Below are 26,384 nucleotides of genomic sequence, written 5' to 3' on the forward strand. Positions count from 1 at the left end.
ATGGGGGAAAGAGAGAATAGTTTTATGATTACTGAAGCCAAGACTCAGAATGTTGGGAAAATACAACAGATTATGGGAGCTGTTGTGGATGTTGTTTTTGTGGATTCCTTGCCGCCAATTTTTGGATCTTTGGAAACAAGCAAAAAAGATTCTCGTGTTGTATTTGAAGTAGTTCAACATTTGGGAGAAAAGACAGTTCGATGTATTGCTATGAATAGAACTGATGGTTTGAGTAGAGGGGATCTTATCATTGATATTGGCACGCAAATTACAGTTCCTGTTGGAGAGGCTACTTTGGGTCGTATTATGAATGTAATTGGAGAGCCTGTTGATAATCAAGGCGCTATTTTATCTTCAGAGAAGCGTGCTATCCACCAGCCGTCTCCTCTTTATACAGAGCAATCTACAGATGCTAGTATTCTTACAACAGGTATTAAAGTTATAGATCTCATTTCTCCTTATCAAAAAGGGGGAAAAATAGGGCTATTTGGTGGTGCAGGTGTTGGAAAAACAGTTTTAATTATGGAATTAATCAATAATGTTGCGAAAGCGCATGGTGGTTATTCGGTTTTTGCTGGTGTAGGTGAGCGTACTCGTGAAGGAAATGATTTGTATCACGAGATGATTGATTCCAACGTAAATATTGATCCAAGCAAGAATAATGGCTCTGCGGTAGGATCTAAGTGTTCTTTAGTTTATGGTCAGATGAATGAGCCTCCGGGTGCCCGTGCTCGAGTTGCTTTGACGGGATTGACGGTTGCTGAGCATTTTCGGGATCAAGGACAGGATGTTCTTTTTTTTGTAGATAATATTTTTCGATTTACGCAGGCAAATTCAGAGATTTCAGTTTTGTTAGGGCGTATACCTTCAGCAGTAGGATACCAGTCTACTCTTGCTGCAGAAATGGGAGAATTGCAAGAGCGTATTACAACGACTTTGACGGGCTCTATTACTTCTGTGCAAGCTATTTATGTTCCTGCAGATGATTTAACAGATCCAGCTCCTGCCGCGTCCTTTACACACCTTGATGCTACAACTGTTTTATCACGTCAGATATCGGAAAAAGGAATTTATCCAGCTATTGATCCACTTGATTCAAATTCGAGTATTTTAGAAATAGATATTGTGGGAGAAGAGCATTATACGGTCGCACGTAGGGTTCAAGAGATCTTACAACGTTATAAATCCTTACAAGATATTATTGCAATTCTTGGTATGGATGAACTGTCAGAAGAAGATAAATTAGTTGTTTCTCGTGCACGTAAGATAGAACGCTTTATGTCACAACCATTTCATGTCGCTGAGTCTTTTACAGGTTTGCCAGGTAAATTTGTTTCGTTAGAAGAGACAATTAGAGGATTTAAAGGATTACTACAAGGTGATTATGATCATTTACCAGAACTTGCATTTTATATGGTAGGATCAATAGATGAGGCTGTACAAAAGGCTAAGGAAATTTAATTTTTTAGATTTTATATAGGATATTATGTCTTTAAACGCTTTGCATTTTGAATTAGCTTCGCCAGAAAAATGTTTTTTTTCTGGCGAGGTTGAGTCTGTTATACTTCCTGCTGAATCTGGTGAGATGACAGTTTTCGTCAATCACGATTCTGTTTTGACTACAATAAAACCTGGAATTATTACGGTGGGTCTTTCCTTTGAAGATGTTCATCGTTATGTCGTACTAGGAGGAGTTTGTGGTATTGTGTCATCGCGCTGCACGGTTTTAAGTGAGACTATCTTGTTGATAGATGGATCTTGTCTTACAATATTAGAGGGTCGGATAGACGAGGTTCGTTCTTCTCTTGATAATATCTATGATGTAGATCAAAGATCTCAAATGGAACAGTTTTTAACAGATTTATCTTATTTGCATGGTAAACTTCAGTGAAGTTTATCTTTGTATAATTTGAAATACGTTTAATTTTACGTATTCTACCAAATTTTTTTCAATATAGAGTATTCCATTTTTGTGTTATTATTTTGATATGTTTGTGGTTTCCCGGGAAAGTGCTTTTTAATCGAGAGGACGTTCTTGAGATGATATCGCAATTTTTTTGATGTATAATTTTAATATTTTTTTTCTATAATATTAAAAGTGTTTTTCAAATTATAAATTGACCCGATCTTTCTATAAAAATGATCTTAAACATATTTGTTTTCACGGGGAAAATAAATTCACTCAATGGTACGGATGGTCGGAGTCGAACCGACACTTTGTCACCAAAAACGGATTTTGAATCCGTCGCGTCTACCAATTCCGCCACACCCGCAGATACTTTATACATTATCCGACATAATTGAATTTTTTCAAAGCAATAAATTTCATCTATATGTATTTCCCAGTACTTTTTCAGTGTAGATCATTTTTGCTATCTTTACAATCATTTGTATATCTTTATTAAATTAATTATACTGGGAGAGCGGATAAGGTAATTTATTTCTCAGGGAAACGAGTATGTATGTGAATTGAAATTAAAGCATTGACTTTCATATTTTATATCGCGATTTTTTTGAGCAAATGAGGTTTTGGAAATGATCTTTATTATTCGGACTTTTGTTTTAGATCAGATAATAGAAGAAAGAGATTCTTAATGACAAATGTAGTGGTAGTCGGCTTGCAATGGGGTGATGAGGGAAAAGGCAAGATTGTTGACTGGCTTTCAGAAAAATCTGATGTAATTGTGAGATTTCAAGGAGGCAACAATGCTGGTCATACTTTAAAAATTAATGGTGTTATTTATAAGTTATCTCTTCTTCCTTCGGGGATAGTGCGTCCAGATAAGATGTCTATTATAGGCAGTGGTGTGGTGATAGATCCGCATTCTTTTGTATCTGAAATTTCAAATTTAGCAAATCAAGGAATTTGTGTTACCCCTAATAATTTACGTATCGCTAACAATGCATCTCTCATATTATCTGTTCATCGAGATCTTGATATGTTGCGAGAAGGTGTTGTTTCCTGTTATGGCACTCGTATTGGAACTACACAAAGAGGTATCGGACCAGCTTATGAGGATAGAGTTGGACGACGTGCTATTCGTGTGATGGATCTCACTGATATGGAGAATGTTTCAGGAAAAATTGAACGATTATTATTGCACCATAATGCATTGAGACGTTATTTCGGTGAAAAAGAAGTTTTGTGTGAAACTATATTAAAAGAGTTGATGTACGCAAGAGAAAAAATTCTTCCTTTTATGGATATTATATGGTCTTTTCTTGCGCGTGAATGTCGTAAAGGAGCGCGTATTCTTTTTGAAGGAGCGCAAGGTTTTTTGTTGGATAATGATTATGGAACCTATCCTTTTGTTACATCCTCCAATACAATAGCTGCACAGGCGGCTATTGGATCTGGAATAGCTCCGGATTCTTTAGGGTATATTCTTGGAGTAGTTAAAGCTTATACAACACGTGTTGGCGAAGGACCTTTCCCTACTGAATTAAAAAATGAAACTGGTTGTTTTTTAAAAGAAGTTGGCAAAGAATTTGGGACAGTAACCAACCGACAACGTCGTTGTGGTTGGTTAGATTTGGTGTCAGTACGTCGATCTGTTATTATTAACGGGATTAAAGGGATAGCATTAACAAAACTTGACGTTCTTGATGGCCTTGATGAATTGAAAATTTGTGTGGGATATCAGATAGATGGTTGTAAAGTAGATTGTTTGTCGGAAGATTATTTATTTCATGATCGTTTTGAGCCTATATATATAGTATTAGATGGATGGAAGAAATCTACTGTTGGTATGCGTGTATTTTCTGATCTTCCTAAAGAAGCAAAGGATTATATACGTAAAATAGAGGAATTATTGGGAGTGCCTGTAGCTTTGTTATCTGTTGGTCCAGAAAGAGAAAATACTCTGATTATCTCTAACCCATTTGATAATTAGAATTTTTAGTATTGATTTATTTTGTAGTTGATACATTGAGATAGTAGAAATGTGATAAATGGTGGATTTTGTATTAGTAATTCAACGTGCTGTAGATAATTTGTCTGAGAATACTCCCGAAATGCGTTCTCATATATATGAACACGCTCGGCATGCGGTTTCTCGACGTTTAGAAGCTATGACACCGCGTCCTCCTAAAGAAATATTAGAACGTCAACTTAGTAAGTTAGAGCAAGCGATTCTGCAGGTAGAAAAGAACAATAAAAAGTGTCCTAGTTCTTTACATGAGAATAAAGGTTTAGTCATTTCAAAAAACAATAATGATGATGTAGCTGTGAAGAAGAATGTTTTTCTTAAATCTCGAGTAAGATCTATTCCTCTCGGTGTGAATAATACGGATGAGAAAACAGTGACTATTTTATCTTCTCTAGCAAGGAATAATGTAGGCGAAAATGTTTCAGAAAAAAATTTTTCCTATAGATTAAGGGATATCTTGAGTTTTCCAGTTGATGCACAAGAAAGCTATGATCCATCTACTTTCCCGGTTGCTGCTATTGAACATGATAAAAATCGCTTGAGAAGGGCTAGATTATTAGGAAAGTTTTCTCCTCCATCTGGTTCAATATTCTTTTCAGTACACAACTATTTTCTTAATAAAACACGTAGGTTGCTATATTATTATTCGGTATTATCAGAACGGAATTTTTTTAGATATTTTGTTTTCTTGATTGTATTATTAGGCGTAACAATAGGATTATCTTATTCTTTAAGGAAAAATAAAGTTAATATTGTAAGTTCTTTATCAATAAAAACATTAAATAAAGATAATGTAGATAAGGGAAATACTGGATTAAATATTCGTCATAAAATTACGCGTAGATTGTTAGAGGACGGATCTGAAGTTGATATGGGGCCTTCTGCTGTTTCGGTGTCTAATTCATCGAATATCAGTAATATTTTATTTAAAAACCATACAGATATGGACAAGAGTGTTGTCCATCCTTTAGAGAAAAAAAACAGAGAAAAAGAAAATTCTCTTATAGGGGAAAGTAAGGTTTTTATAAATAAAGGTAAAGGAAGGTCTTCAATCGTATCGGGTAAGATATTGTGGTCTTTGCAACAAGAAAAATCTCAAGGATTAAAAGGATTGGTCATCAAGGGCGATATTCCTATGATCGACAATGAATTTTCGGCATCCATTATTCTAAAATGTAATGCTGATATAGCTTTATCTGTTACGCATGTGATGGAGATAATGTTTTCTTTCTCTCCAGAAAGCAAAGACGCTATCATAGATTTGCGACAAATATCTATGAGAAAAACAGAGAACAGCCCAAGCATTTTTATGGATTATAATATTTTTATGATTTCCAAGAATTCTTATTTGATTTCTTTAAAGGATTTCGAAGAAGATTCTTTCAGAAATTCGAAAATTCTAGAAGAATCCCGATTAATAGATATTCCTATTACATATCGTAGTGGTAAAAAAATAATATTGACTATAGACAAGGGGAAGGCAGGCACAGAGATTTTTAAATCTGCTATTATGCAATGGGAAAATCGTTCTAAACAATAATTATTTTTTATTTTGGATATGTCATTGCTAAAATGTCTTTGTATTAAATTATTATTTTTTGCTTCGTTTGTTTTCTAGTATTTCGTTTTATGTGTAGCTGGAGAGAAGAAGAAGATAGAGATGTTTGTCTTTGTATTTCTACTTGGATTTTCTCAAAAGCACGCGCTTCTATTTGTCGTACGCGCTCGCGGCTGACTTCAAATTCGGAAGATAAATTCTCAAGTGTTACAGGATTTTCCCTTAAACGTCTTGCCTCAAAAATTCTTCTTTCACGGGGATTTAATACAGACATAGAGCGCATTAGCATATTGTGTCTATTTTTGAATTCTTCTTTTTCGATAAGAACTTGTTCTTGACTATCATGATCATATACAAGCCAATCTTGCCATTGGCTTGAATCTTTATCGGAAGAATTGATAAGTACATTCAAAGATTCGTCTCCAGATAAACGACAGTTCATGGCAATTACTTCTGATTCTGAAACATGAAGTTTATTAGCAATAGCAACGACTTGCTCTTGCTTTAAGTTAGTATCAGTGATGGCTTGTAGATGTCCTTTTAAACGTCTTAAATTAAAGAAAAGACGTTTTTGATTGGCTGTAGTACCTATTTTCACTAGAGACCATGAACGCAAAATATATTCTTGCATTGCGGCTTTAATCCACCACATACTATATGTCGCGAGACGAAAGCCACGTTCTGGATCAAATTTTTTAACCGCTTGCATCAACCCGACATTGCCCTCAGATATTACTTCGCTGATAGGCAAGCCATAGCCACGATAACCCATGGCAATTTTTACTACAAGTCTAAGATGGCTTGTCACTAATCTATGAGCAGCGCTCAAATCATTATGTTCACGATATCTTTTGGCCAGCATATATTCTTCTGTTTTTTCTAACATAGGAATTTTTTGTATTTCGCGGATATAGCGACTGAGTCCAATTTCACCATTTACTATTGTCGGCATGTTTCTACGGGCCATGAGATTATTCGCCTTTTTGGGTCAAGTACTTTATGTTTTTTTATAAAAGTTAATATCTACATATACACAATATACTTTTGATTGAATAATCGTCTTTTCGTTTTACTAATTGCATACGAGAAGACGATTATAGATAAAATATTTTACTTTTCGTTTAATTTGCGGATCACATTTAACATATCGTCGGGAATAGGGACTTTAAAGCTCATAACTTTATTTTTACAAGGATGATTAAATGATAGAGAATAAGCGTGTAGTGCTTGTCTTGCAAGTGATAAAATAGCATTTTTTGCATTGTTATTAAGGAGATTTTCTTTTGTTTTAAATCCTTTCCCATATAAAGGGTCACCGATGAGTGGATTTCCTTTGTGCGCCATATGTACACGAATTTGATGCGTTCTACCTGTCTCTAAACGACATTCTATTAAAGATACTGAACAATTAGGTTTTTTATTATAGATTTCGACTGTTTGATAATGTGTGATAGCTTGATCTGCTGTTTTATCATCTATTTTTTTTACAGAACGTCTCAATCGATTTGATTTGCAGCGTCCTAGAGGGGCATTGATTATTCCAGAATCTGGAAAGGGTATTCCCCATACTATTGCATAATAAGAACGTTTTAAGCCCAGGGTCTTTCCATGATCAGCAAATTGTTCTGAAAGTTTTTGATGTGCGATATCATTTTTAGCAATTACCATTACTCCAGTTGTATCTTTATCTAGTCTATGGACAATCCCGGGGCGCTTTATGCCATTGATGCTAGATAAGTTGTTTTTACAGTGATACAGAAGGGCATTGACTAAAGTTCCCGTCCAATTACCGGGTGCAGGATGTGAAACAAGACCTGCTGGTTTATTGATTACAATTATATCATTATCTTCATATAGGATATGAAGGGGGATATTTTCTTGATCCATATTCAATGGTTGTGCTGGAGGGATATTAACATAAAAACTCTCTCCAGGGACAACCTTTCGACTTGGATCTGTGAAAACTGTTCCATTAATGCTGATAAAGCCATTGAGTATTAGCGTTTTAACATAAGATCTTGAAAATTGTTCTTTTAAATTAATGGATAACCATCTATCTATTCTTCCTTCTGCTGTACTATTGGCTAATAGTGAAATTTTCATGGGGAAATTATTGTTTAATGTTGTTGGCATCTTTTTATGTTTGATTGAATGTACTACGAATCAGTTGATATATAAAGAGACAGACTAATACCACTTTTGTTATTTGAATATATAAGCAGATGATCTGTTTAAGACTCTCTAATATTTGAGGCAACGACTATTAATATTTCTTTATTATACATATGCATATAAGATCGTAATTTTAAGTTATTTTTTTACTATATTGCTTTTACGATGTCTATAACTGCATGTTAAGGATAAATTTTATAGATACGACATTGGCTTATAAGCGTATCATAAAAAAGTTTCTGAACACTCTTTGTGCACACTAAGAGAATCTGGCGAGATAGTATATCGATCTCTTATTAATGTCCAATTATCGTTCTTTTTTTCGATATAAAAAAGGTTATAAGATGCTTGTGGTTTGTGATAATTTATTTTTTGAGAAGCTGATGCTATTCCTACGACCGGTATCAATTTTTTAGTGTTTTCCATCCAGTGAAGACTGTTTAGATGTGTATGCCCGTGAAGGATTAATTCTGCCCCTTCATGCCAAATCATTTTTTTAAATCGTTTAATACCAAACATACGATTGTATACAGAGCTTGTGTCTAAAATAGGTGGATGGTGCATCATAATGACACGAAAGAGCCCTTCTTTATTGGTTTTGCGTAAAAGGTTAGATGTATCATGAGCTTGTTTTTGTCCAAAGTACCCATTGGCAGTAAAAGGAGGGGTTGCTATTGCTGTTGAACATCCAATTAAAGCAATGTTGTCACGTATACGTAAATAAGGGAATAAATTTTTCTTTGTTGAATCTATGGGATAACTATCACTAGTGATATATTGTTCCCATGCAAGTAGGGATTTTGCTTTCGCTTTTCTGGTGTAAGCATCATGATTCCCTGGAACAATTGATATATTGTAAGGGTTGCCAAGGCTTTTCAGCCAATGGGTAGCAGCAGATATTTCTCTTTTAGATGTAAAATTGATAAGATCGCCTGTAATAGAAAGATGATCAACGTTATGTGAGAAAATATCGTTGATTAACAAGTTAGCAGTTGCGTGCGAAAAGTATTTCTTCCTATTGAAGTGCCAATTTGCCAGTCCTATAAGTCTTTTTGGAGATAATTCGAAAAAAGACGGAGGGTAGCTAAGATGAATATCTGATATATGTGCTAATATGAACATAGTGGTAATATAACGTTTTATGATCTTTGGTAAACAGTTATAACTTATAAAATAAGTTATATTATTCTGTTATTTTTTGATGATTATCCATATTGTATTGATTTTAAAATAACAGATGTAGGTAACAATGAAATTTCATTATATAATATGTATGTAATAATATTTCCTGACAGGAAGTAGATAAATATTTATTTTCATTCGATGGAGTAATGTCTTTTATGACATCTGTTAAGTATATAGCGGTTGAAAAAGATGAAGAAAATATGCGTTTTGATCGTTGGTTTAAGAATCATTATCCGCAAATTAACTTTGTAAATCTCCAAAGGATATTACGATCTGGTCAGATAAGATTGGATAAAAAGCGCGTTAAATCTAATGATCGAATCCAATCTGGACAAGTAGTACGTATTCCTCCGATTGTGAATGCTTTAAATAATATGATAAAGGACGAAAAAAAATCTGATTTTTCTGTAGCAAAACATTCGGAATTTTTAAAAAGCATTTTACTGTACGCAGATAGTCATATTTATGTTTTCAATAAGCCTGCAGGAATATCTGTCCAAGGTGGATCCGGTATTACAAATCATATTGATGGTTTTTTGCAATCTTGGGCAGATTCTAAATTACAAAAGCCACGTCTTATTCATAGATTAGATCAGGATACTTCTGGTTTATTAGTCGTAGCACGTACACGTATTGCAGCTCAAAATCTTACGGAATCTTTTAGAATGCGTAGGATTAAAAAAATATATTGGTCACTGGTATGGGGTGTTCCTCAAAATAAAAAGAAATGTATTTCCAATTGGTTATTAAAAAAAAATCAAGCTGGAGGTGATTATGTCCGCGTGGTAAATCCAGGAGAGAAGGGGGCTAACCATGCAATTTCTTATTTTAAGATCATTGATAGTTTTGCACAAAAATTTTGCTGGCTGGAAATGCAGCCTTATACAGGACGAACACACCAATTGCGTGTTCATGCTCTTCATATGGGTTATCCAATTGTAGGAGATAAAAAATATTTCATCAATTCTAAGGGCAATTTTGCTGATTGTATCCAAAAGAAGTTATATCTTCATGCGCGTTATATAGATTTGCCTCATCCTGAAGGAGGTAGATTGCAAATAACAGCTCCTTTGCCTGAACATATGGTTGAAACATGGAAATCTTTTGGCTTTCAATATAAGCAAGATTTATGTTTTCAACGTTTATGATCTAGATGGTTATAGAGTGTTTTTCGGGACATGGTTTAATGAGTAAATGATATTTCAATTTAACATTAAGACGACCAGTACAATATTTTACACTTGATATTTTTCGTATTCAGCACCCCTCCTTTCTCGATCTTCTAGAAAAGAGAAGGTGCTATTTTTTAACCACACTACAATTATTATTAAATAGGAATGCTACATTTTCTTTAAAAAAGTACACATGATAAGAGAAATTTTCGCTATCATTCATTATTTATAAATGGGCAGCTTAAATCACCTTCCGGACATGTCAGATAAGACGTTAGTTTTTCATTTCTTTGTATGGTATGATCTTGTAGACAATTTGTATAAATCATTGTTTTCGCAGAACCTCCTTCTAATCCAGAAGAAGTAAAATCACACTCAGAATCCCGGTATTTTTCCCATGAATCATGTGATTTTTCAAATAATTGTTTTTGATGACCTTCAATTTTATTTAAAACTTTTTTATATGTTTCGTTTAATTCTTCTTGTACACTTTGTAAAGTTTTTGTTTCATTATCATTCATGTTGTTTTGATCTAAATATGTTTCGTCAGTGAGAGCCATTGATTGCAATGCTATAATAATAGTCAGTAAAAATATATTTTTTTTAAACATTTGTATCCCTTATATAATCGAGATGAAAAACTCTCTCATTCTTGAATGTTTTGGATCGTAGAAAATTTTTTTTTAAAAATTTTTATGGATGATAATGTATACTCACCTTATTAATCAATTGTCAGGGAAATATTATTTATTATTTTTTAATAAATTCTTTTTTTTAAATTCAGAGATTTTCTCATTACAAATAGACTATTTTTATGGCTGATCTATAAATATTTGATGCCTTTTACTTAAGAATTTTAAGAATCTGGATTTGAATCATAGTGTTTTTACCTTTGAGGTGGTTTTTGATTGCTAAAACCTGGAATTAACGGATTTGAGAAAGTCTTGATAAATCGATAGATCTACATTTGGTTGTAAATATTCTCTGTTTAAAAAGGGGGAATTACCTGAAAATAAAGTTAAAAGTAGATTTTTTATTATTCTATTAAACTGATTTTATATGTGATGCAGTCCATTTGATATTTTAATCAAACAATCCTTGTATCTTTATATCTGATGTTTTTACAATAATATTTATATCATTACCATTCAAGTATATAAAATAGCATGTAGAACGCTTATATCATGATGAGCTGAATTTTTCAGAAAAAATATGCCTTTTCCCAACATGATCTGCCTCACTTACTAGCCCTTCTTGTTCCATGCGCTCAACTAAAAGTGCAGCGCGGTTATATCCAATTTGTAATCGACGTTGGATGAAAGAAGTTGAGCAACGTTGGTTTTCCATTACTAGATCTACTGCTTTAGCATAGAGATCGGAACGTTCTTTTGTCCCCTCAGGATTTAAATTATTCTCGTCCTTATCAGCGTCGGAAGTAACAGCATTAAGATATTCAGGGAGACCTTGTTTTTTCAGATGTTGAACAATTTTTTCAATTTCAATTTCAGATACAAGAGGACCGTGTACACGTTGGATTCGTCCTCCTCCTGACATGTAAAGCATATCCCCTTGTCCAAGAAGTTGTTCAGCACCATGCTCGCCTAAGATTGTGCGACTATCAATTTTTGAAGTTACTTGAAAAGAAATTCGGATGGGGAAATTTGCTTTAATTGTGCCAGTAATAACATCTACGGAAGGCCTTTGCGTTGCCATAATTAAGTGGATTCCTGCTGCGCGCGCCATCTGTGCTAACCGTTGAATAGCTCCTTCAATTTCCTTCCCAGCAACCATCATCAAGTCTGCCATCTCATCAACTACAATGACAATATAAGGCATAGGTCGCAGATCTTCATCAGATTCGTTTACATTCATTGAAGCGACACGTTCATTATAGTTTTTGATATTGCGTACAGAAATACGGGACATTTTACGATACCGCTCTTCCATCTCACGTACTGCCCATTTCAATGCCATGACAGCTTTTTTAGGATCTGTGACGACAGGGGTAAGAAGATGGGGAATGCCGTCGTAAACTGATAACTCTAACATTTTGGGATCTACCATGATCATGCGGCATTGATCAGGAGATAGGCGATAGAGCAAAGAAACAATCATCGTATTGATAGCAACGGATTTTCCAGACCCAGTAGTTCCTGCAACAAGGATGTGGGGCATGTTTGCTAGATCAGCTATAACAGATTCTCCGCCGATTGTTTTCCCAAGACATAAAGCTAGATTAGCTTTAGAATGCAAGAAAGGTTGTGATTCGATTATTTGACGAAGGTAAACAATTTCTCGAATATCATTTGGAAGTTCAATGCCGATGGCATTACGTTTAGGAATGACTGCGACACGAGCCGATAAAGAGGACATAGAGCGAGCGATATCATCGGCTAATCCTATAATTCTTGATGATTTTATTCCTGGTGCTGGCTCAAATTCATATAGGGTTACTACAGGGCCAGGCTTCACATCGATCATTTCTCCTTTAATACCAAATTCTTCTAAAATGGTTTCTAACAATCCGGCATTTTTTTCTAGAGATTCGTGGGTTATTTTCTGTAAATGCATATTTGACTTTGTCTGCAGAAAAGATGAACATGGTCTGTCATATTGTCCTGGATCATGAGAAGTTTCTGTTATAATATTTTGAAACATATTTCCCGTGGTTTTTTTACAATATGTAGGTCGTTGATAAACAGAATCGATGGAAGGTTCTGTTTTCTTAAGGGTGTGATTAGACTTTACTTTTGGATTATCCGAGCATTCTTTCTTTTTCAACACATGTGGAACAAGATCTATTTGAAGATCATTTGTTGATTTTACGGGATAGTATTCATTTTTTGAATTATCATTGAAGGATACAAGAGAATGAGGCATGGATAATCCTTCAAAAAAAGCACAATCTGACAACCAAGACAGTGTGTCAGGATTCTGATTTATTGTATTTGGGATATCACTTGCCGGCTTCTCTGTTTTTACATCTTCCGAAGAAGATTTAATATTTTCTTTTTGCAAGTCTTGTTCGGAACAAGAGCCATTTTGTTGTACAACGTGCAATTTATACGGTGTCTTTTGTGAGTGCAATGGATCAGAAAGTAAATTCCGATTCATCATAAATTGGCTCTTTAAATGAGCAAGAGAACTGGTGAATCTTAGAGATTCCGTATTTGATCTTGCATGAAGATAATCGCCAATAGAATCTGTTTTATTGGATCTTTGTGATGCAGCACTATTACGATATCGAGTGAGATCTTTTTCAGGTGTGCGTGTGAACCGCACGTTAGGACTTAGCAGAAATGCCTCGTGCCATGGTGGAAGGAAAGATTTAAGATCCGCTTGCTGTTGTATAGTATCAAGCCAATGCGATTTATTGTTTTTTGAAAATTTCATATTTTGCCACTACGGTTAATTTTCTCTTATCGGATACAATAGTAAAAATCGGTTAATAATTTACTTCTGGAATTCAATATAATTGGTTAAATATTTAAACCACTATGTTTTCTATAATTTTGGCAAGTAAATTTAATAAATGTAAAAATGTGAATATATTCCTGTGTATATTTTTAGATCAGAGGGTTTTATGGAGTAGAACATTAAGTCCTTTTTCTACATATTTTTACTATTCGTAACGCAGTTTTAGTGGATATTAGAAAACTAGAATCATTTGAAGTAAGAAAAATAATATATAATGGATTGATACAGGGGGATCGTGTTAAAACATCTTGATAACATATCTATGATTTAAAGAACTTTATTAAATTACCATCGAGGTGATTCCCAATTTGATTAGGGCATAGTTGTGTATATCAGTTTTAAATTGAAGTTATGAACGATGGTTTTTACGAATTTTTTTAAAGATTATCAAATCAATTCGGAAGGAAAAATATGTTTCAGTCTTTTGAAGTGAAATCATCTCCCCAAAAAACATTGGAAAAAGTACATAATCTGCGATCGTGCTTTGATTCATTGGAAATAGATGCGTTTCTTATTCCTCGTGCAGATGAATTTAGGGGAGAGTTTGTAGATGAAGGTTCTGAAAGGCTTGCTTGGATTTCTGGTTTCACGGGATCAGCTGGTATAGCAATTGTATTGCGCAATAAAGCGGTTATTTTTGTGGATGGACGGTATATTGTTCAAGTGGAACAAGAAGTGGATACGGCGCTATTTACGATAAAGAATATTGCAACTCAACCGCTTGATACCTGGATAGCAAAACATGGTTCATCAGGACTTCGTTTAGGGCTGGATTCACGTTTGCATTCACCTTTTGAAGTGAGTTTGCTACAAAAATCGTTAGATAAAATAGGGGGGAGTATAGTTGATTTGCCATATAACCCCATTGATCTTTTATGGAAAGATCGTCCGCAGCTATTGTATCGTAAGGTTGCAATGCAAGGGATAGAGTATACAGGGATGGATTCTCGAGAAAAGATTCGAGAGATTTGTAAGATTCTTCATACAAAGGAAGTTACGGCAGTTGTAATATGTGATCCTTCTTCTATTGCTTGGATTTTTAATATTCGTGGTTTTGATATTCCATGTTCACCATATCCGTTGTCGCGAGCGATTATTTATGCTGATGGTAAAGCTGAAATTTTCTTCTATAAAAAGCATATTGATGAAGAATTGAGAACATCGTTATCTGTTGTAGCTGTGGTATTAGACATGGATATGTTTGATTCACATCTTGTTTCTTTGGCTAGAACAAATATGCCTATTTTGATTGATCCTAAGTGGATTCCTTATCGATTTTTCAAGATTATTGTCAAAGAAAATGGTTTGATAGTTAAGGATTCAGACCCATCTTGTTTATTACGCGCCATCAAAAATAAAGTTGAAATTGAAGGTATGAAATCGGCGCATATACAAGATAGTGTTGCGATGGTTCATTTTCTCTTTTGGCTTGATAGTCATAGCTTGAATAAAATCACTGAAATTGATGTGGTCAAAAAATTAGAAATGTGTCGTGAAGAAGTGGGTCGTCAGATGGACAATCCTCTTCGTGATATTTCTTTTAATACGATAGCGGCTTCTGGTTTACATTCTGCGATTATCCATTATCATGTCACTACTAAAAGCAATCGCTTGTTACAAAAAAATGAATTGTTATTATTGGATTCCGGTGCGCAATACGTAAATGGTACGACGGATATTACAAGAACAATAGCGATTGGTAATGTAGATTATGAAAAGAAATACTATTTTACATTAGTCTTGAAAGGGATGATATCTGTTTCTGTTGCGAGGTTCCCTCAAGGAACACGTGGGTGTGATCTTGATAGTATAGCGCGTCTTCCCCTATGGAAGGTTGGTGTAGACTTTGCACATGGCGTCGGACATGGTATTGGCTCTTTTTTACCTGTCCATGAAGGGCCGCAAGGAATTTCTAAAATGAATCAAGAGCCTCTTCAAGCTGGTATGATTCTTTCGAATGAGCCTGGTTATTATAGGCGTGACAATTTTGGTATTCGCATTGAGAATGTTCTTTGTGTTTCTGGGCCAGAAAAAATCAATGGTGGTGAATGTTTGATGCTTGGATTCGATACGCTTACTTTGTGTCCGATCAGTAGAAATCTTATACTTGTTGAAGTTCTCACCGGCGAAGAGAAGAAATGGTTGAACGATTATCATAAACGTGTTTACACCGTCCTTGAGCCACTGATAGATGATCAAGAAATTTTATCTTGGTTGTTTTCTGCTACTTTACCAATTTGATGAAAATTTCATTAATTTACATACAGCATATTTTTTTATTCGTTCATTTTTAAGGAATAAATTTTCTCTTTGGAGAGGGTGAATTTTATTTTTAGATTTCCATTGATGATGGTGCGCCTATTTTCATCCTTCCCCAAATCTTTTCAAGACTTGTAATCAAATGCTCTATGTCAGAATCAGTATGTAAAGGAGTGAGTGTTATACGTAATCTTTCTTTTTTTTTGGCTACAGTTGGGTAGTTGATTGGTTGTATATAAATTCCAAATTTTTCAAGTAAAATATCAGATATTCTTGTGCATTTTTGAGAATCACCAACCATGATCGGAATAATATGGCTTTCATTAGGGATGCAAGGTATGGATTTTTCCTCAAGAGATTGGCGGAGTTTTTTTACACGTTCTAGATAATGGTTTCGTTTGCCATAATTCTTTTTAAGATATTGAATTGAGGTGATAGCTGCGCTCGCAATAGCTGGTGGTAAGGATGTGCTAAAAATAAAACCAGAAGCGAAAGAGCGTATGAAATCACATAAACTTGCAGAAGCTGCGATATATCCACCAAATGCTCCAAATCCTTTAGCAAGAGTTCCTGATATTACGGTAATTCGATCCATAATTCCTTCGCGTTCAGATATTCCAGCACCGCGTGGTCCATGTATTCCAACGGCGTGTACTTCATCTATATAGGTTATAGCGTTATATTTATCAGCGAGATCGCATATTTTTTTAATGGGAGCTATATCTCCATCCATGGAGTAAATAGACTCAAATATAATAATTTTCGGTGTAGAAAGTTTCATGGTGACAAGCTTTTTTTCTAGATCTTCAAGATCATTGTGATTCCATATAACTTTTTTACACCGTGCTTTATTAATGCCTTCAATGATAGAAGCATGATTGTGGGAATCGGAAAAGCATACGATATCGTCAATTTGAGAACAAAGTGTTCCTATAGTGGCCCAATTAGCAATATAGCCGGAGTTAAATATAAGGGCAGCTTTTTTGCCATGAAGCTCAGCTAATTCTTTCTCGAGCATAACATGATAGTAATTTGTCCCTGCGATATTTCGTGTTCCTCCAGCGCCTATGCCATAATTTTCACAAGTTTTTTGAGCATTTTCGATGATTTTTGGATGTTTCCCCATTCCAAGATAATCATTAGAACACCATATTGTGACTTTTCGTGGTCCTTCGGATGAATTATACATTGCATAAGGAAATCGACACTGCTCATATGAAAGTTCTTTAAAAACACGATATCGTTTTTCATGATGTAAATAGTTAATTTGATCTTTGAAAAATTTTTCGAAATCCATATAATTATTTCTTTCTGTTGTACTGCGTGTTGATTTGCGAGCGAAATTATTTCATTGCGAACTTTATATTTTATATGATTGTAAATAACGCTCTTTTGATCAAAATACGTAAAATCTAATATAGACTAACGTCTTATTATGGATATATCCAAATCTTTTTATTGTGCAAAAGTTTTTTGGATTTTTATATCATGTCTTTTATGATATGAAATACGTCTTTTATTGGGATAAGTATTTTTGCGTTATATAGAGGGAAACGGCTGCAGCATTTGAGACGTTGAGGGATTTAATTGTGCCCGGCATATGGAGATGAGCCATAGAATTAACCGTTTCTTGAGTTTTTTGGCGCAACCCTTTCCCTTCTGATCCTAAGATAAGGGCAATTTTTTCATTCTTTATTTCTTGTTCTAGAGGTTGTGGGCTATTGGAAGAGAGTCCTATTGTTTGGAAGCCCCAAGAGTGAATTTTTTGTAAAGCATCAGTGATATTGCCGATTCTAATATATGGAATATGCTCAAAAGCACCTGAGGCAGACTTTGCAAGGACAGCTGATTCAGGAGGGCTATGTAGTTTTGTAGTGATAACAGCACTACAGCCAAAGGCTACAGATGATCGTAATATGGCGCCTACATTATGAGGGTCTTTAACATGATCTAGTATGATGATTAGTTGGTTATTTTGTATTGTGTCCAGTGTTGGAGAAGGTAAATAAGCTGTTTCTAATGCGACTCCTTGATGAGCAGCTTCTTTTCCAACAAATTGGTCAATTGTTTTGGGTAGCACGGTTTTAATAGGGAAAGAATGAGATAAACTTTTATCCCAATCTAAGCGCGCCAGAGCATTTTCTGTTGCTAGTAATTGAAATATTTCTCTTTTAGGATTATTAATTGCTGCGCTTACGGTATGAATGCCATACAGGAATAGAGTGTCTTTTTGGGATGTGTGTTGATCTTTTTTATTGGATGAGTGCATCTTTTTTCGATCACGGTAATTCCGACGCAGTTTTGCATAGTGTGAATCTTTCGGCGAAAAGGTTTTTGCAAAATTTTTTTTTGATATTAAATGCATAATTGTATTGTCCTCTCGAGGAATTTGTACTAAGGCTAGCACGTGCTGTGTTATTAATGTGTTTTAAAACACTAATTAGCGGATATTCGCATATTGTAAATAAGAATTTAGTCGTTTTATATGTTGTATTGACAAGGATGCGCTTAGAAGTCATAAAGATTGCGTTATTGCGATAAGTTTCGTATAGGAGGGATGCCCGAGTGGTTAAAGGGGGCGGACTGTAAATCCGTTGGTTTATCCTACGTCGGTTCAAATCCGACTCCCTCCACCATTGTGTCTTTGATTTTATGTGCGGGTATAACTCAATGGTAGAGTAGCAGCCTTCCAAGCTGAGTATGCGGGTTCGATTCCCGCTACCCGCTCCATTTTTTGTTATCGGATGGCGGTTGTGCATTTTATTTTGTGAATAATGTTAATTTCTCTATCCGTGGTCTTTTTAAGAGTTTCAATAGGGATGCAATGGTATGGTATTTATTTCTCATATTCTCCGTCGTGTAAAACCTTCTGCTACAATTGTCGCTGCTCAAAAAGCACGAGAGTTGCGTTCCCAAGGTATTAAGGTACTAGGACTTACGGCAGGAGAGCCAGATTTTGATATGCCTGAAAACGTTAAGCATGCTGTTGTGCGTGCTATGGAAAGAGGCGAAACAAAGTATACCGCTGTTGCGGGGATATCTCCTCTTAGAGAAGCAATCGTTGAGAAATTCAAAAGAGATAATAACCTTGACTATACTCCAGATCAGATTCTGGTGGGATCTGGAGCGAAGCATGTTATTTTTAATGCTTTGATGGCCACGATTAATCCGGGTGATGAAGTATTAATACCCAAGCCTTATTGGGTTTCATATCCTGATATGGTAGAGCTTTGTGGCGGTACACCTGTTTTTGTTGATACTCAACAAGATGATAATTTTCAAATTTCTCCAGAAAAACTTGAAAAAGTTATTACACCGAAAACAAAGTGGTTGATTTTAAATTCTCCTTCAAATCCCTCTGGTGCAGTCTATTCTAAGAGTAGGTTAAGGATTTTGGCAGATGTTTTAATTAGGAATCCGCACGTTCATATTATATCAGACGATATTTACGAGCATATTGTTTATAGCGGTTGTCAGTTTAACAATATTGTTAATATTGAGCCAAATTTGTATGAGCGTACTCTTGTTGTTAATGGTGTGTCTAAGGCATATGCGATGACTGGTTTGCGCATTGGTTATGCCGCTGGTGCGTTAGATTTGATTAAGGCAATGATTGTTCTACAAGGGCAGCAGACATCTGGAGTTTGTTCCATAGCTCAATGGGCTGCTGTTGAGGCGCTTAATAGTTCACAAGACTTTGTTTTAAATAATAGAAAAATTTTTGAATGTCGGCGTGATTTGTGTGTGTCCGAATTAAAAGGTGTTCCTGGCATGGAGTATGTTGTCCCCGAAGGAGCTTTTTATTTATATCCATCTTTACGGGGTATTATTGGGGAAAAGACGCCATCTGGAAATATTATAAGTAATGATTTAATTTTTGTGAATGAACTATTGGAGGCAGAACGAGTTGCTGTTGTTCAGGGTTCTGCTTTCGGTTATGGGCCAAGTATTCGCATTTCTTATGCTGCATCAGATTCTGTTTTAAAAGAAGCGTGCATGCGGATTAAGAGATTTTGTTGTTCTTTGCGATAAGGATTTTTGCGTTTATGGTTCTTAATTACAGATAATTCCGGGAAAAGTGTATGTCATTAAATGAAGCCTATGTTTTTTAATATGTAATAATATTGACAAGATAAGTATATCTAAGCATAATCGTTGATGATAAGCGGTGCTTTTTTCGTAGGTTTTTGTGTGGTTAAATTATTTTGATGATAGCAAATTAATTTTTTCTGTTAAATATCCTTTAAATTTGGTAATTTGCGCGAATATAGGTGGGATGTTGATTTATTTCAATCTCGGATCTTCGGGTTATCGGTTTATCTGTTTTTGTGGTTTGTAGTATTGGAATAAACGATGCGTTGGTGTTTGTTCCTTTTTTGTTTTGTTGAAGTGCGATCATTGAGTGTTCGATGGCGATATATATCGGTTATATTGTGATTTTTTGAATGATATAAAAGTATCATTGATCCTGGATATTTGTTATCTTTGGGATCTTTGTTTGTATTTTCTATTAAAATTCTAAATAACTGTTATTGTGTATTTGCGTTACATATTGATCATTATAATATCGTGATATCATGTCTGGAAAATTGCTGTATGAAGATTTTTGAAAATATTCCTCGAGTTATAGGCGATGCGCTTTCTGAGAGAGGTTATGTTAATTTAACGTCAGTTCAAGAAGCCGTTTTGAATCCTGATCTCAGAGAAAAAGATGTTTTGGTTTCCGCCCAAACTGGCTCAGGGAAGACCGTGGCTTTTGGATTGTCTTTAGCTCCAGATCTTCTCGCAGGGAAGGATCGTTTTGGTCCAGCGGGAGCTCCTCTTGCTCTCGCAATTGCTCCTACTAGGGAATTAGCGGCGCAAGTAGGACGTGAATTAGAGTGGCTTTATGCAAAAACCGGAGTTGTTGTTGCGGTATGTATTGGAGGGGTTAATCTCCATCATGAACGTCGGGATTTGCAAAAAGGAGCGCATATTGTAGTCGGGACACCAGGGAGATTATGTGATCATATTCGAGGCAAGAGTTTAAATATGTCCCATCTCAGAGCTGTAGTAATCGATGAAGCAGATGAGATGCTTGATTTAGGTTTTCGAGACGATATAGAATTTATTTTGAATTCCTCTCCTAAGAAAAAACGTATGTTAATGTTTTCTGCTACGATTTCTCCTGCTATTACAGTATTAGCTAAGAACTATCAAAAGGATGCTGTACGTGTTAATATTATTTCTGAAAATCGTCAGCATAGCGATATAGATTATCGTGCAGTTTTGGTAGCATCTAGTGATCGTGATAATGCGGTTGTTAATATATTGAGATATTATGACGCAAAAAATGCTATAGTATTTTGTTCCACGCGTGCGTCTGTAGCGCGTTTTACCAAGGTTTTGGCGGAACACTTATTTCAGGTTGTGGCTTTGTCGGGAGAATTAAGTCAACAAGAGCGTAGTAATGCCCTTCAGGTAATGCGTGATGGAAGGGCGCGTGTATGTATAGCGACAGATGTTGCTGCGCGTGGTATTGATTTGCCAGATCTTGAACTAGTGATTCACGCTGAATTGTCTTCTAATCCTGATAATTTATTGCATCGCAGTGGTCGTACAGGGCGAGCTGGGCGCAAAGGAATAAGTATTTTTGTTATTCCTCAAAATATGCAACGTCGTGCTGAACGTTTGTTTAAAGAAGCGAATGTTTCTGTTGTGTGGGGATCAACGCCTTCAGTGGAATCAATAGTAGAGCGTGATTATACAAGAGTTCTCCAAAGTCCAGTTCTTCTAGATCCTATTCAAGGGGATGAAAAGAAGATGATTGATGCTTTATTAGAAAAGCATGATGCCCAAACAATAGCGGCTGGTTTTTTGCGTATTCACCGTGCAGGACTCTGTGCTCCAGAAGAAGTAAGGTCTATATCGTTAAATTCTTATAAGGATCATGGTGATTATAAGAATTCAAAATTTGGAAGAAATTCAAGGGATAATTTTAAAAATTCGTCTTGGTTCTCTTTGTCTATAGGAAGTAAGCAGAAAGCAGAAGCTAGGTGGTTGATACCTATGCTATGTCGTAGTAGTGGAATTAGTCGGCAAAGTATAGGGGCTATTCGTGTACAGCCGGATCAGACTTTTATTGAAATTTCTACGGAAGGGGCAGATCTTTTACGTCGTTCTGTGAAATTAGAAAAGGGTATTAATGTAAAATATTTAGATGGGGAAAAGCCAGATTTTAAAAACTACAGATCGCCTGGTTTTAAAGCTAGAAATTTTTCGGATAATAAGCCAATTAAGAGGTTTAAGAAGTTCAAAAGTTCAAAGAATTAGATCGTATAATTGTATAGCATTTTCCTATATCAAGGTTATTTTCTATTTTAATAGATTGTCTAAAAACATAAAGGCGTTTCTGTTTTAATTCAATGTTCTTTGTCCCCTGTAAGTCTTAGATATTTGACTGTAGATACGTTAATTATGATTCGTCTTCAGAATCAATGTGTTTTATTCCTACTCTAAAATAATCGTATCCGCTATAAATAGTCATGAGTGCTGAAATCCAAAGCAATATAGTGCCAGTTTCGGTAATATAGGGGATCCAATCTTTACACGCAGGTCCTGTTAGCAAAAATCCAATAGATATCATTTGAATGGCTGTTTTAATTCTTGCGATTCGTGTAACAGGAACGCTTACTTGGAGTTCTGCAAGATATTCGCGTAATCCAGATACTAGAATCTCGCGACACAAGATTGTTATGGCTGCCCATGTTGAGTAGCTGTTAATTGTTCCATCTGCCGTCATCAATAGGAGGACAGAGGATATGAGGAGCTTGTCAGCTATAGGATCAAGCATTCGACCTATATTAGAAGTTTGATTCCATATTCGCGCAAGATAACCGTCAAAAAAATCGGTAATTGAAGCAATGGTAAATAGAGATAGCGCTATCCATCGCATTAGATATGGTGTTGCAAAGATTTCCATCTCTTGAACAAAAAAACACAAGACTATAAGTGGCACGACTAAAATACGGCCATAAGTCAGCATATTAGGAATGTTATAGGAACGGGAAGCCATTTATTTATCTTAAGGAATCCTGATGAAAGTTATGGGAATGATTATAAAAAGTATAATTATTTCATTTTGACTTATACGGTGTATTTTTATGAAAATGACTATAAATTTTACAAGCTATTTTTTTTGAAATTCCCTTGATTGATGCTAATGTTTCCGGAGAAGATCGAGATATCATTTTTACCGTCCCAAATGATTGGAGTAGTACACGTTTACGCAAAGGTCCGATACCATTAATTACGTCAAGTGGATTATAAGCGGCTTTTTTACGACGTCTCCGATGAGTAGTGATAGCAAAGCGATGGGCCTCATCACGAAGTCGTTGAACAAAGTAAAGAACAGGATCACGTGTATGCAACATAAGTTCCTTTCCATTTTCTATAAAAAACTTTTCCATTCCAGCATTGCGTTCTTCTCCTTTAGCAATGCTTATAACTGTTACACGATTTTCAATATTTAATTTTTTGAATACGTTCTGTGCAGCAGAAAATTGTCCTTTCCCTCCATCAAGGATAACTACATCGGGCCAAGAAGGAAAGGAATATTCGTTTTTTTTAGAGCAAAAAGATAAACTTTTTTCATTTTTAATCAATAGGGAGAATCTCTTTTCTAATACCATATGCATCATAGCACAATCATCTTGTGTTTTTATATCATCTGGGGAAAAATTAAACTTCCGGTATTGATTTTTTATAAATCCATTTTCCCCAACCACAACCATACATCCAACAGCACTGTGTCCCATAATATGAGAGTTATCATAGATTTCAATGCGTTTTGGAATGTGCGGCAATGCAAATTTTTGTGCAAAATCTTTCATGATTGTAATATGAGATATCTCTGAAGAAAGTTTTTGTGAATGAGATTTGCGTGCGTTGATGAAGGCTTGTTCAATAATTTTCCTTTTTTCCCCTCGTTTAGGAACCGTAATTTTGACCTTATGTCCATATTTTTTGAAAAAAGACATTTCCAGTAATTGCGACTCTTCCACTTCTTCTGACAGTAAGATATTTTCTGGGCAAGGCTTATCTTCGTAAAATTGTCTAAGAAAATGGCTCAAAATATTTGCGTTTGTTGATTGAGGATCTGTTTTTAAAAAGAAAGTACAGGTTCCTCTATTTTGTCCAAAGCGAAAAAAGAAAGTTTGGATACAAGCAATATTTTTATCATGATAAATCGAAAAGAAGTCCATTGTTTTATAATCAAAATCGCTATGGTTTTGGATATGAGAAAGTGCTACTAGCCTATCACGATATATAATTGCAGATTCATAGTCTTCATGTATTGTTGCCTGATTCATTTGGGAGGAAATTTTTTCTTTTAGATCATGATTTCGTCCAGAGAGAAATTCTTTCGTTTCATTGACAAATTCCATGTATTTTTCTGCGCTTATTTCTCCTGTACATGGTCCAGAACAACGTTTTATTTGAAAAAGAAGGCAAGGTCTTGATCTACATCCAAATATACTATCAGGACAACTGCGAAGAAAAAAAGCACGTTGGAGAGAATCAATGGTTTTTTCTACGGCGTCGACAGATGCGAAGGGACCAAAATAACTCCCTTTTATGATAGGTGGGAATCGGTGTTTATACAAGGCTGGGATTTTTTGTTTGTCTGTTATGAGAATATAGGGGAAAGATTTATCATCGCGTAATAATATATTAAAACGAGGTTTCAAGCGTTTGATCATGCTCGCTTCTAGAAGTAGCGCTTCTGATTCTGTTCGGGTGATAGTAACCTGTATGTTTTTTATTTTACTAATCATATGCATGATTCGATTCGTATGATTTTTACGTTGTGCATAATTTTTAATACGTTTTTGCAGATTATAAGCTTTGCCTACATATAAAACTTTTCCAGCAGCATCTAACATCTGATACACTCCTGGGCATTTTGGAATTTGTTTGCTAATTGTTTGTATAATATCCATGTTTTTTGTTTTATTGATATTTTGATTAATCATACTGATAAGAAGCATTTTTTAATTTAAAATAGAAATTTAAATATATATTATAAGGTACCAATTCTTATTTATATATATCACTAGTATTGTTATATTGTTTTTTATAGTAAGCAAGAACATTAAGGTTATTTATTCATTAGTATAATAGATATATACAATATATAACTTAGTTTAAAACTGTGGATTAAATATGAGTTGCATTTTGGGGATTTACATTCTTACAATGTTTCGTTAAGTTTTATATCGTAATGTGAAAATGGAGTGATCCTTTACGTTATAGAATTATAGTGGTGATCACGCGGTGGTAAGTTTCAGTTACTATGAATCTATTCATTAAGGGCGGTTTTCTTATAATGGATAAAATGGATGTTGTTTTTGCAACTTATTATTTTTGATATTTGGGAAAATATAATAAAGATCAAAAACTCTTTTTATTATGCCCGTTTTTGATGTATAACAGGATCAATAGTTTCCATCGTTACTTTCCTTTTGTATGATTGGAGATGATGATGGGAGTTGCAATAGTCTTGATTTTTTGAGGCTTTTAGGGTATATCAACTTCCTTTTGGGATGTACTTTTTATGGAGATAATATAATGCAAAAATTCTTTTTAGCTATTGGGGTTTCTAGTATTACACTTGCCTCGTTCTGTGCTGTTCAGGCTGCTGATCCTGTGCATCATCGCCGTAATCCTTCTCGGGATCCTTCTCGTGGATCGGTTCCAACAATTTTCTCTAATCGGTATGTTTCTTCCTTACAGAATTTTGTTGGTCCATATGCAGGTGTAAGTGGATTGTATGAATCAGATTTTACCACTATAGATCACGATCACAATCTTGCAGGGGTAAATATTTTTGGCGGATACAACGTCGAAGATTATGGCGTGGTTTACGGTATTGAAGGCAATATCCGTTATACTTTTGATCTTGAGAATTTGGTTTCACGTGGATATAAATTGCATGGCTTAGGGGGATCATTGCGTGCCCGTTTAGGATATGAAGTTGTAGATTCTGTATTATTATACGGTACTGGTGGTGTATCTACTATTGAAAGATCTTATAAGAGTCCTGTCGCCAACAAAGATGTCATTGCTTTCCCTATAGGAGGAGTATTGGGTGTTGGTGCTGAGACCATATTAGTTGATAATATTATAGGTCGTTTAGAGTATACTGCAACTAAGTATAAATCTAGCACCATTAAAAATTGGAGACATTCAGCCTCTATTGGTATAGGAATGAAATTTTAATATTTATTCTTATTATAGTATTTAAGCCGGGCTTTAGCCCGGCTTTCCTTTTATAATTTTTGTCAATTTTTCATTTTTTTAGGGAATGATGATTCTATTCTATTTTTTAGGATAGCAGTGTGCGTTTTTGCTATCATATAACTTTTATATGATAGTTTTTATTTGTTGTACTAAATGATAAAAATTTTATTTTCTTGCTCAACAAATCTATTAATCGTGTGATATTTATGATCGCTAAGTTTAAAAGATATGATTGATACAAATTCGGGGGAGGAATAATTTTTTGTATAATATCTTACCATTATTTGTATCGCGAAGAGCTTTCCCCAATATTTTTGATATTTTAGCATTTATCTTGGTGGTTGGGATAAT

The 26,384-nt window shown here is 34.9% G+C and carries 18 protein-coding genes and 3 tRNA genes; 11 read left to right on the forward strand and 10 right to left on the reverse strand.

All coding sequences use genetic code 11. The annotated features are described in order from the left end of the window. Positions 1-24: 24 nt before the first annotated feature. Complete coding sequence (gene atpD / locus G293_RS03315; protein WP_047264297.1) at positions 25-1,461, forward strand: F0F1 ATP synthase subunit beta; 1,437 nt, start codon at positions 25-27, stop codon at positions 1,459-1,461. Between the two features lie 25 nt (positions 1,462-1,486). Further along, entirely contained in the window at positions 1,487-1,891 is a 405-nt protein-coding gene (locus G293_RS03320) for a F0F1 ATP synthase subunit delta/epsilon (protein WP_047264298.1), read from the forward strand. A 295-nt stretch (positions 1,892-2,186) separates the two neighbouring features. Here G293_RS03320 and G293_RS03325 read toward each other — a convergent pair. Further along, a tRNA-Leu gene (locus tag G293_RS03325) sits at positions 2,187-2,273 on the reverse strand. Between the two features lie 321 nt (positions 2,274-2,594). Between G293_RS03325 and G293_RS03330 the strand changes: the two genes are divergently transcribed. Both G293_RS03330 and G293_RS06060 read left to right on the forward strand, forming a co-directional pair. Beyond that, positions 2,595-3,893 (forward strand): adenylosuccinate synthase, encoded by a 1,299-nt coding sequence (locus G293_RS03330; protein WP_047264299.1) that lies wholly within the window; start codon positions 2,595-2,597, stop codon positions 3,891-3,893. Positions 3,894-3,951: 58 nt separating this feature from the next. Next, positions 3,952-5,469 (forward strand): hypothetical protein, encoded by a 1,518-nt coding sequence (locus G293_RS06060; RefSeq protein WP_047264300.1) that lies wholly within the window; start codon positions 3,952-3,954, stop codon positions 5,467-5,469. 43 nt (positions 5,470-5,512) lie between these two features. On the opposite strand, the gene rpoH is transcribed toward G293_RS06060, so the two are convergent. The 3 genes from rpoH to G293_RS03350 all read right to left on the reverse strand — a co-directional run bounded on the left by rpoH (position 5,513) and on the right by G293_RS03350 (position 8,781). Beyond that, complete coding sequence (gene rpoH, locus G293_RS03340) at positions 5,513-6,454, reverse strand: RNA polymerase sigma factor RpoH (RefSeq protein ID WP_047264301.1); 942 nt, start codon at positions 6,452-6,454, stop codon at positions 5,513-5,515. A gap of 143 nt (positions 6,455-6,597) precedes the next feature. Then, positions 6,598-7,620 (reverse strand): RluA family pseudouridine synthase, encoded by a 1,023-nt coding sequence (locus G293_RS03345; protein ID WP_047264302.1) that lies wholly within the window; start codon positions 7,618-7,620, stop codon positions 6,598-6,600. Positions 7,621-7,884: 264 nt separating this feature from the next. Further along, positions 7,885-8,781 carry a metallophosphoesterase family protein gene (locus tag G293_RS03350; RefSeq protein WP_047264303.1) on the reverse strand — a complete coding sequence of 299 codons (897 nt, stop codon included), beginning with the start codon at positions 8,779-8,781 and terminating at the stop codon, positions 7,885-7,887. A gap of 218 nt (positions 8,782-8,999) precedes the next feature. Here G293_RS03350 and G293_RS03355 point away from each other — a divergent pair, with 218 nt between their 5' ends. Beyond that, the gene (locus tag G293_RS03355) at positions 9,000-9,992 is read left to right on the forward strand and encodes an RluA family pseudouridine synthase (protein ID WP_047264304.1); all 993 of its coding nucleotides are present in this window, start codon (positions 9,000-9,002) and stop codon (positions 9,990-9,992) included. 239 nt (positions 9,993-10,231) lie between these two features. Here the strand turns inward: G293_RS03355 and G293_RS03360 are convergent, their stop codons facing one another. Next, the gene (locus G293_RS03360; RefSeq protein ID WP_047264305.1) at positions 10,232-10,627 is read right to left on the reverse strand and encodes a lysozyme inhibitor LprI family protein; all 396 of its coding nucleotides are present in this window, start codon (positions 10,625-10,627) and stop codon (positions 10,232-10,234) included. Positions 10,628-11,198: 571 nt separating this feature from the next. Then, a complete protein-coding gene (locus tag G293_RS03365) occupies positions 11,199-13,409 on the reverse strand; it encodes a DNA translocase FtsK (RefSeq protein ID WP_047264306.1) in 2,211 nt (736 codons plus the stop codon). A gap of 495 nt (positions 13,410-13,904) precedes the next feature. Here G293_RS03365 and G293_RS03370 point away from each other — a divergent pair, with 495 nt between their 5' ends. Further along, on the forward strand, positions 13,905-15,734 hold the full coding sequence (locus G293_RS03370) for an aminopeptidase P family protein (protein WP_047264307.1): 1,830 nt from the start codon (positions 13,905-13,907) through the stop codon (positions 15,732-15,734). Between the two features lie 91 nt (positions 15,735-15,825). Here the strand turns inward: G293_RS03370 and hemA are convergent, their stop codons facing one another. Together hemA and G293_RS03380 are read right to left on the reverse strand one after the other, a co-directional pair. Next, a complete protein-coding gene (gene hemA / locus G293_RS03375) occupies positions 15,826-17,049 on the reverse strand; it encodes a 5-aminolevulinate synthase (RefSeq protein ID WP_047264308.1) in 1,224 nt (407 codons plus the stop codon). A 219-nt stretch (positions 17,050-17,268) separates the two neighbouring features. Then, positions 17,269-18,117: a TrmH family RNA methyltransferase gene (locus G293_RS03380; RefSeq protein WP_047264309.1), complete on the reverse strand. Its 849-nt coding sequence runs from the start codon at positions 18,115-18,117 to the stop codon at positions 17,269-17,271. A gap of 186 nt (positions 18,118-18,303) precedes the next feature. Here G293_RS03380 and G293_RS03385 point away from each other — a divergent pair. The 4 genes from G293_RS03385 (at position 18,304) to G293_RS03400 (ending at position 22,064) form a co-directional block, all read left to right on the forward strand. Next, positions 18,304-18,388 (forward strand) — tRNA-Tyr (locus tag G293_RS03385). A 20-nt stretch (positions 18,389-18,408) separates the two neighbouring features. Further along, positions 18,409-18,482 (forward strand) — tRNA-Gly (locus tag G293_RS03390). Between the two features lie 99 nt (positions 18,483-18,581). After that, positions 18,582-19,784: a pyridoxal phosphate-dependent aminotransferase gene (locus G293_RS03395; RefSeq protein ID WP_047264310.1), complete on the forward strand. Its 1,203-nt coding sequence runs from the start codon at positions 18,582-18,584 to the stop codon at positions 19,782-19,784. 564 nt (positions 19,785-20,348) lie between these two features. Continuing rightward, positions 20,349-22,064, forward strand: a complete 1,716-nt coding sequence (locus tag G293_RS03400) for a DEAD/DEAH box helicase (RefSeq protein WP_047264311.1) — start codon at positions 20,349-20,351, stop codon at positions 22,062-22,064. Positions 22,065-22,206: 142 nt separating this feature from the next. On the opposite strand, the gene pgsA is transcribed toward G293_RS03400, so the two are convergent. After that, positions 22,207-22,806: a CDP-diacylglycerol--glycerol-3-phosphate 3-phosphatidyltransferase gene (pgsA, locus tag G293_RS03405; protein WP_047264312.1), complete on the reverse strand. Its 600-nt coding sequence runs from the start codon at positions 22,804-22,806 to the stop codon at positions 22,207-22,209. A 61-nt stretch (positions 22,807-22,867) separates the two neighbouring features. After that, entirely contained in the window at positions 22,868-24,766 is a 1,899-nt protein-coding gene (uvrC, locus tag G293_RS03410; protein WP_052775027.1) for an excinuclease ABC subunit UvrC, read from the reverse strand. Positions 24,767-25,361: 595 nt separating this feature from the next. Between uvrC and G293_RS03415 the strand changes: the two genes are divergently transcribed. Next, positions 25,362-26,012 carry an outer membrane protein gene (locus G293_RS03415; protein ID WP_047264709.1) on the forward strand — a complete coding sequence of 217 codons (651 nt, stop codon included), beginning with the start codon at positions 25,362-25,364 and terminating at the stop codon, positions 26,010-26,012. Positions 26,013-26,384: the final 372 nt, after the last annotated feature.

It is taken from the genome of Candidatus Liberibacter africanus PTSAPSY (assembly GCF_001021085.1).
Classification (GTDB): Bacteria; Pseudomonadota; Alphaproteobacteria; order Rhizobiales; family Rhizobiaceae; genus Liberibacter; species Liberibacter africanus.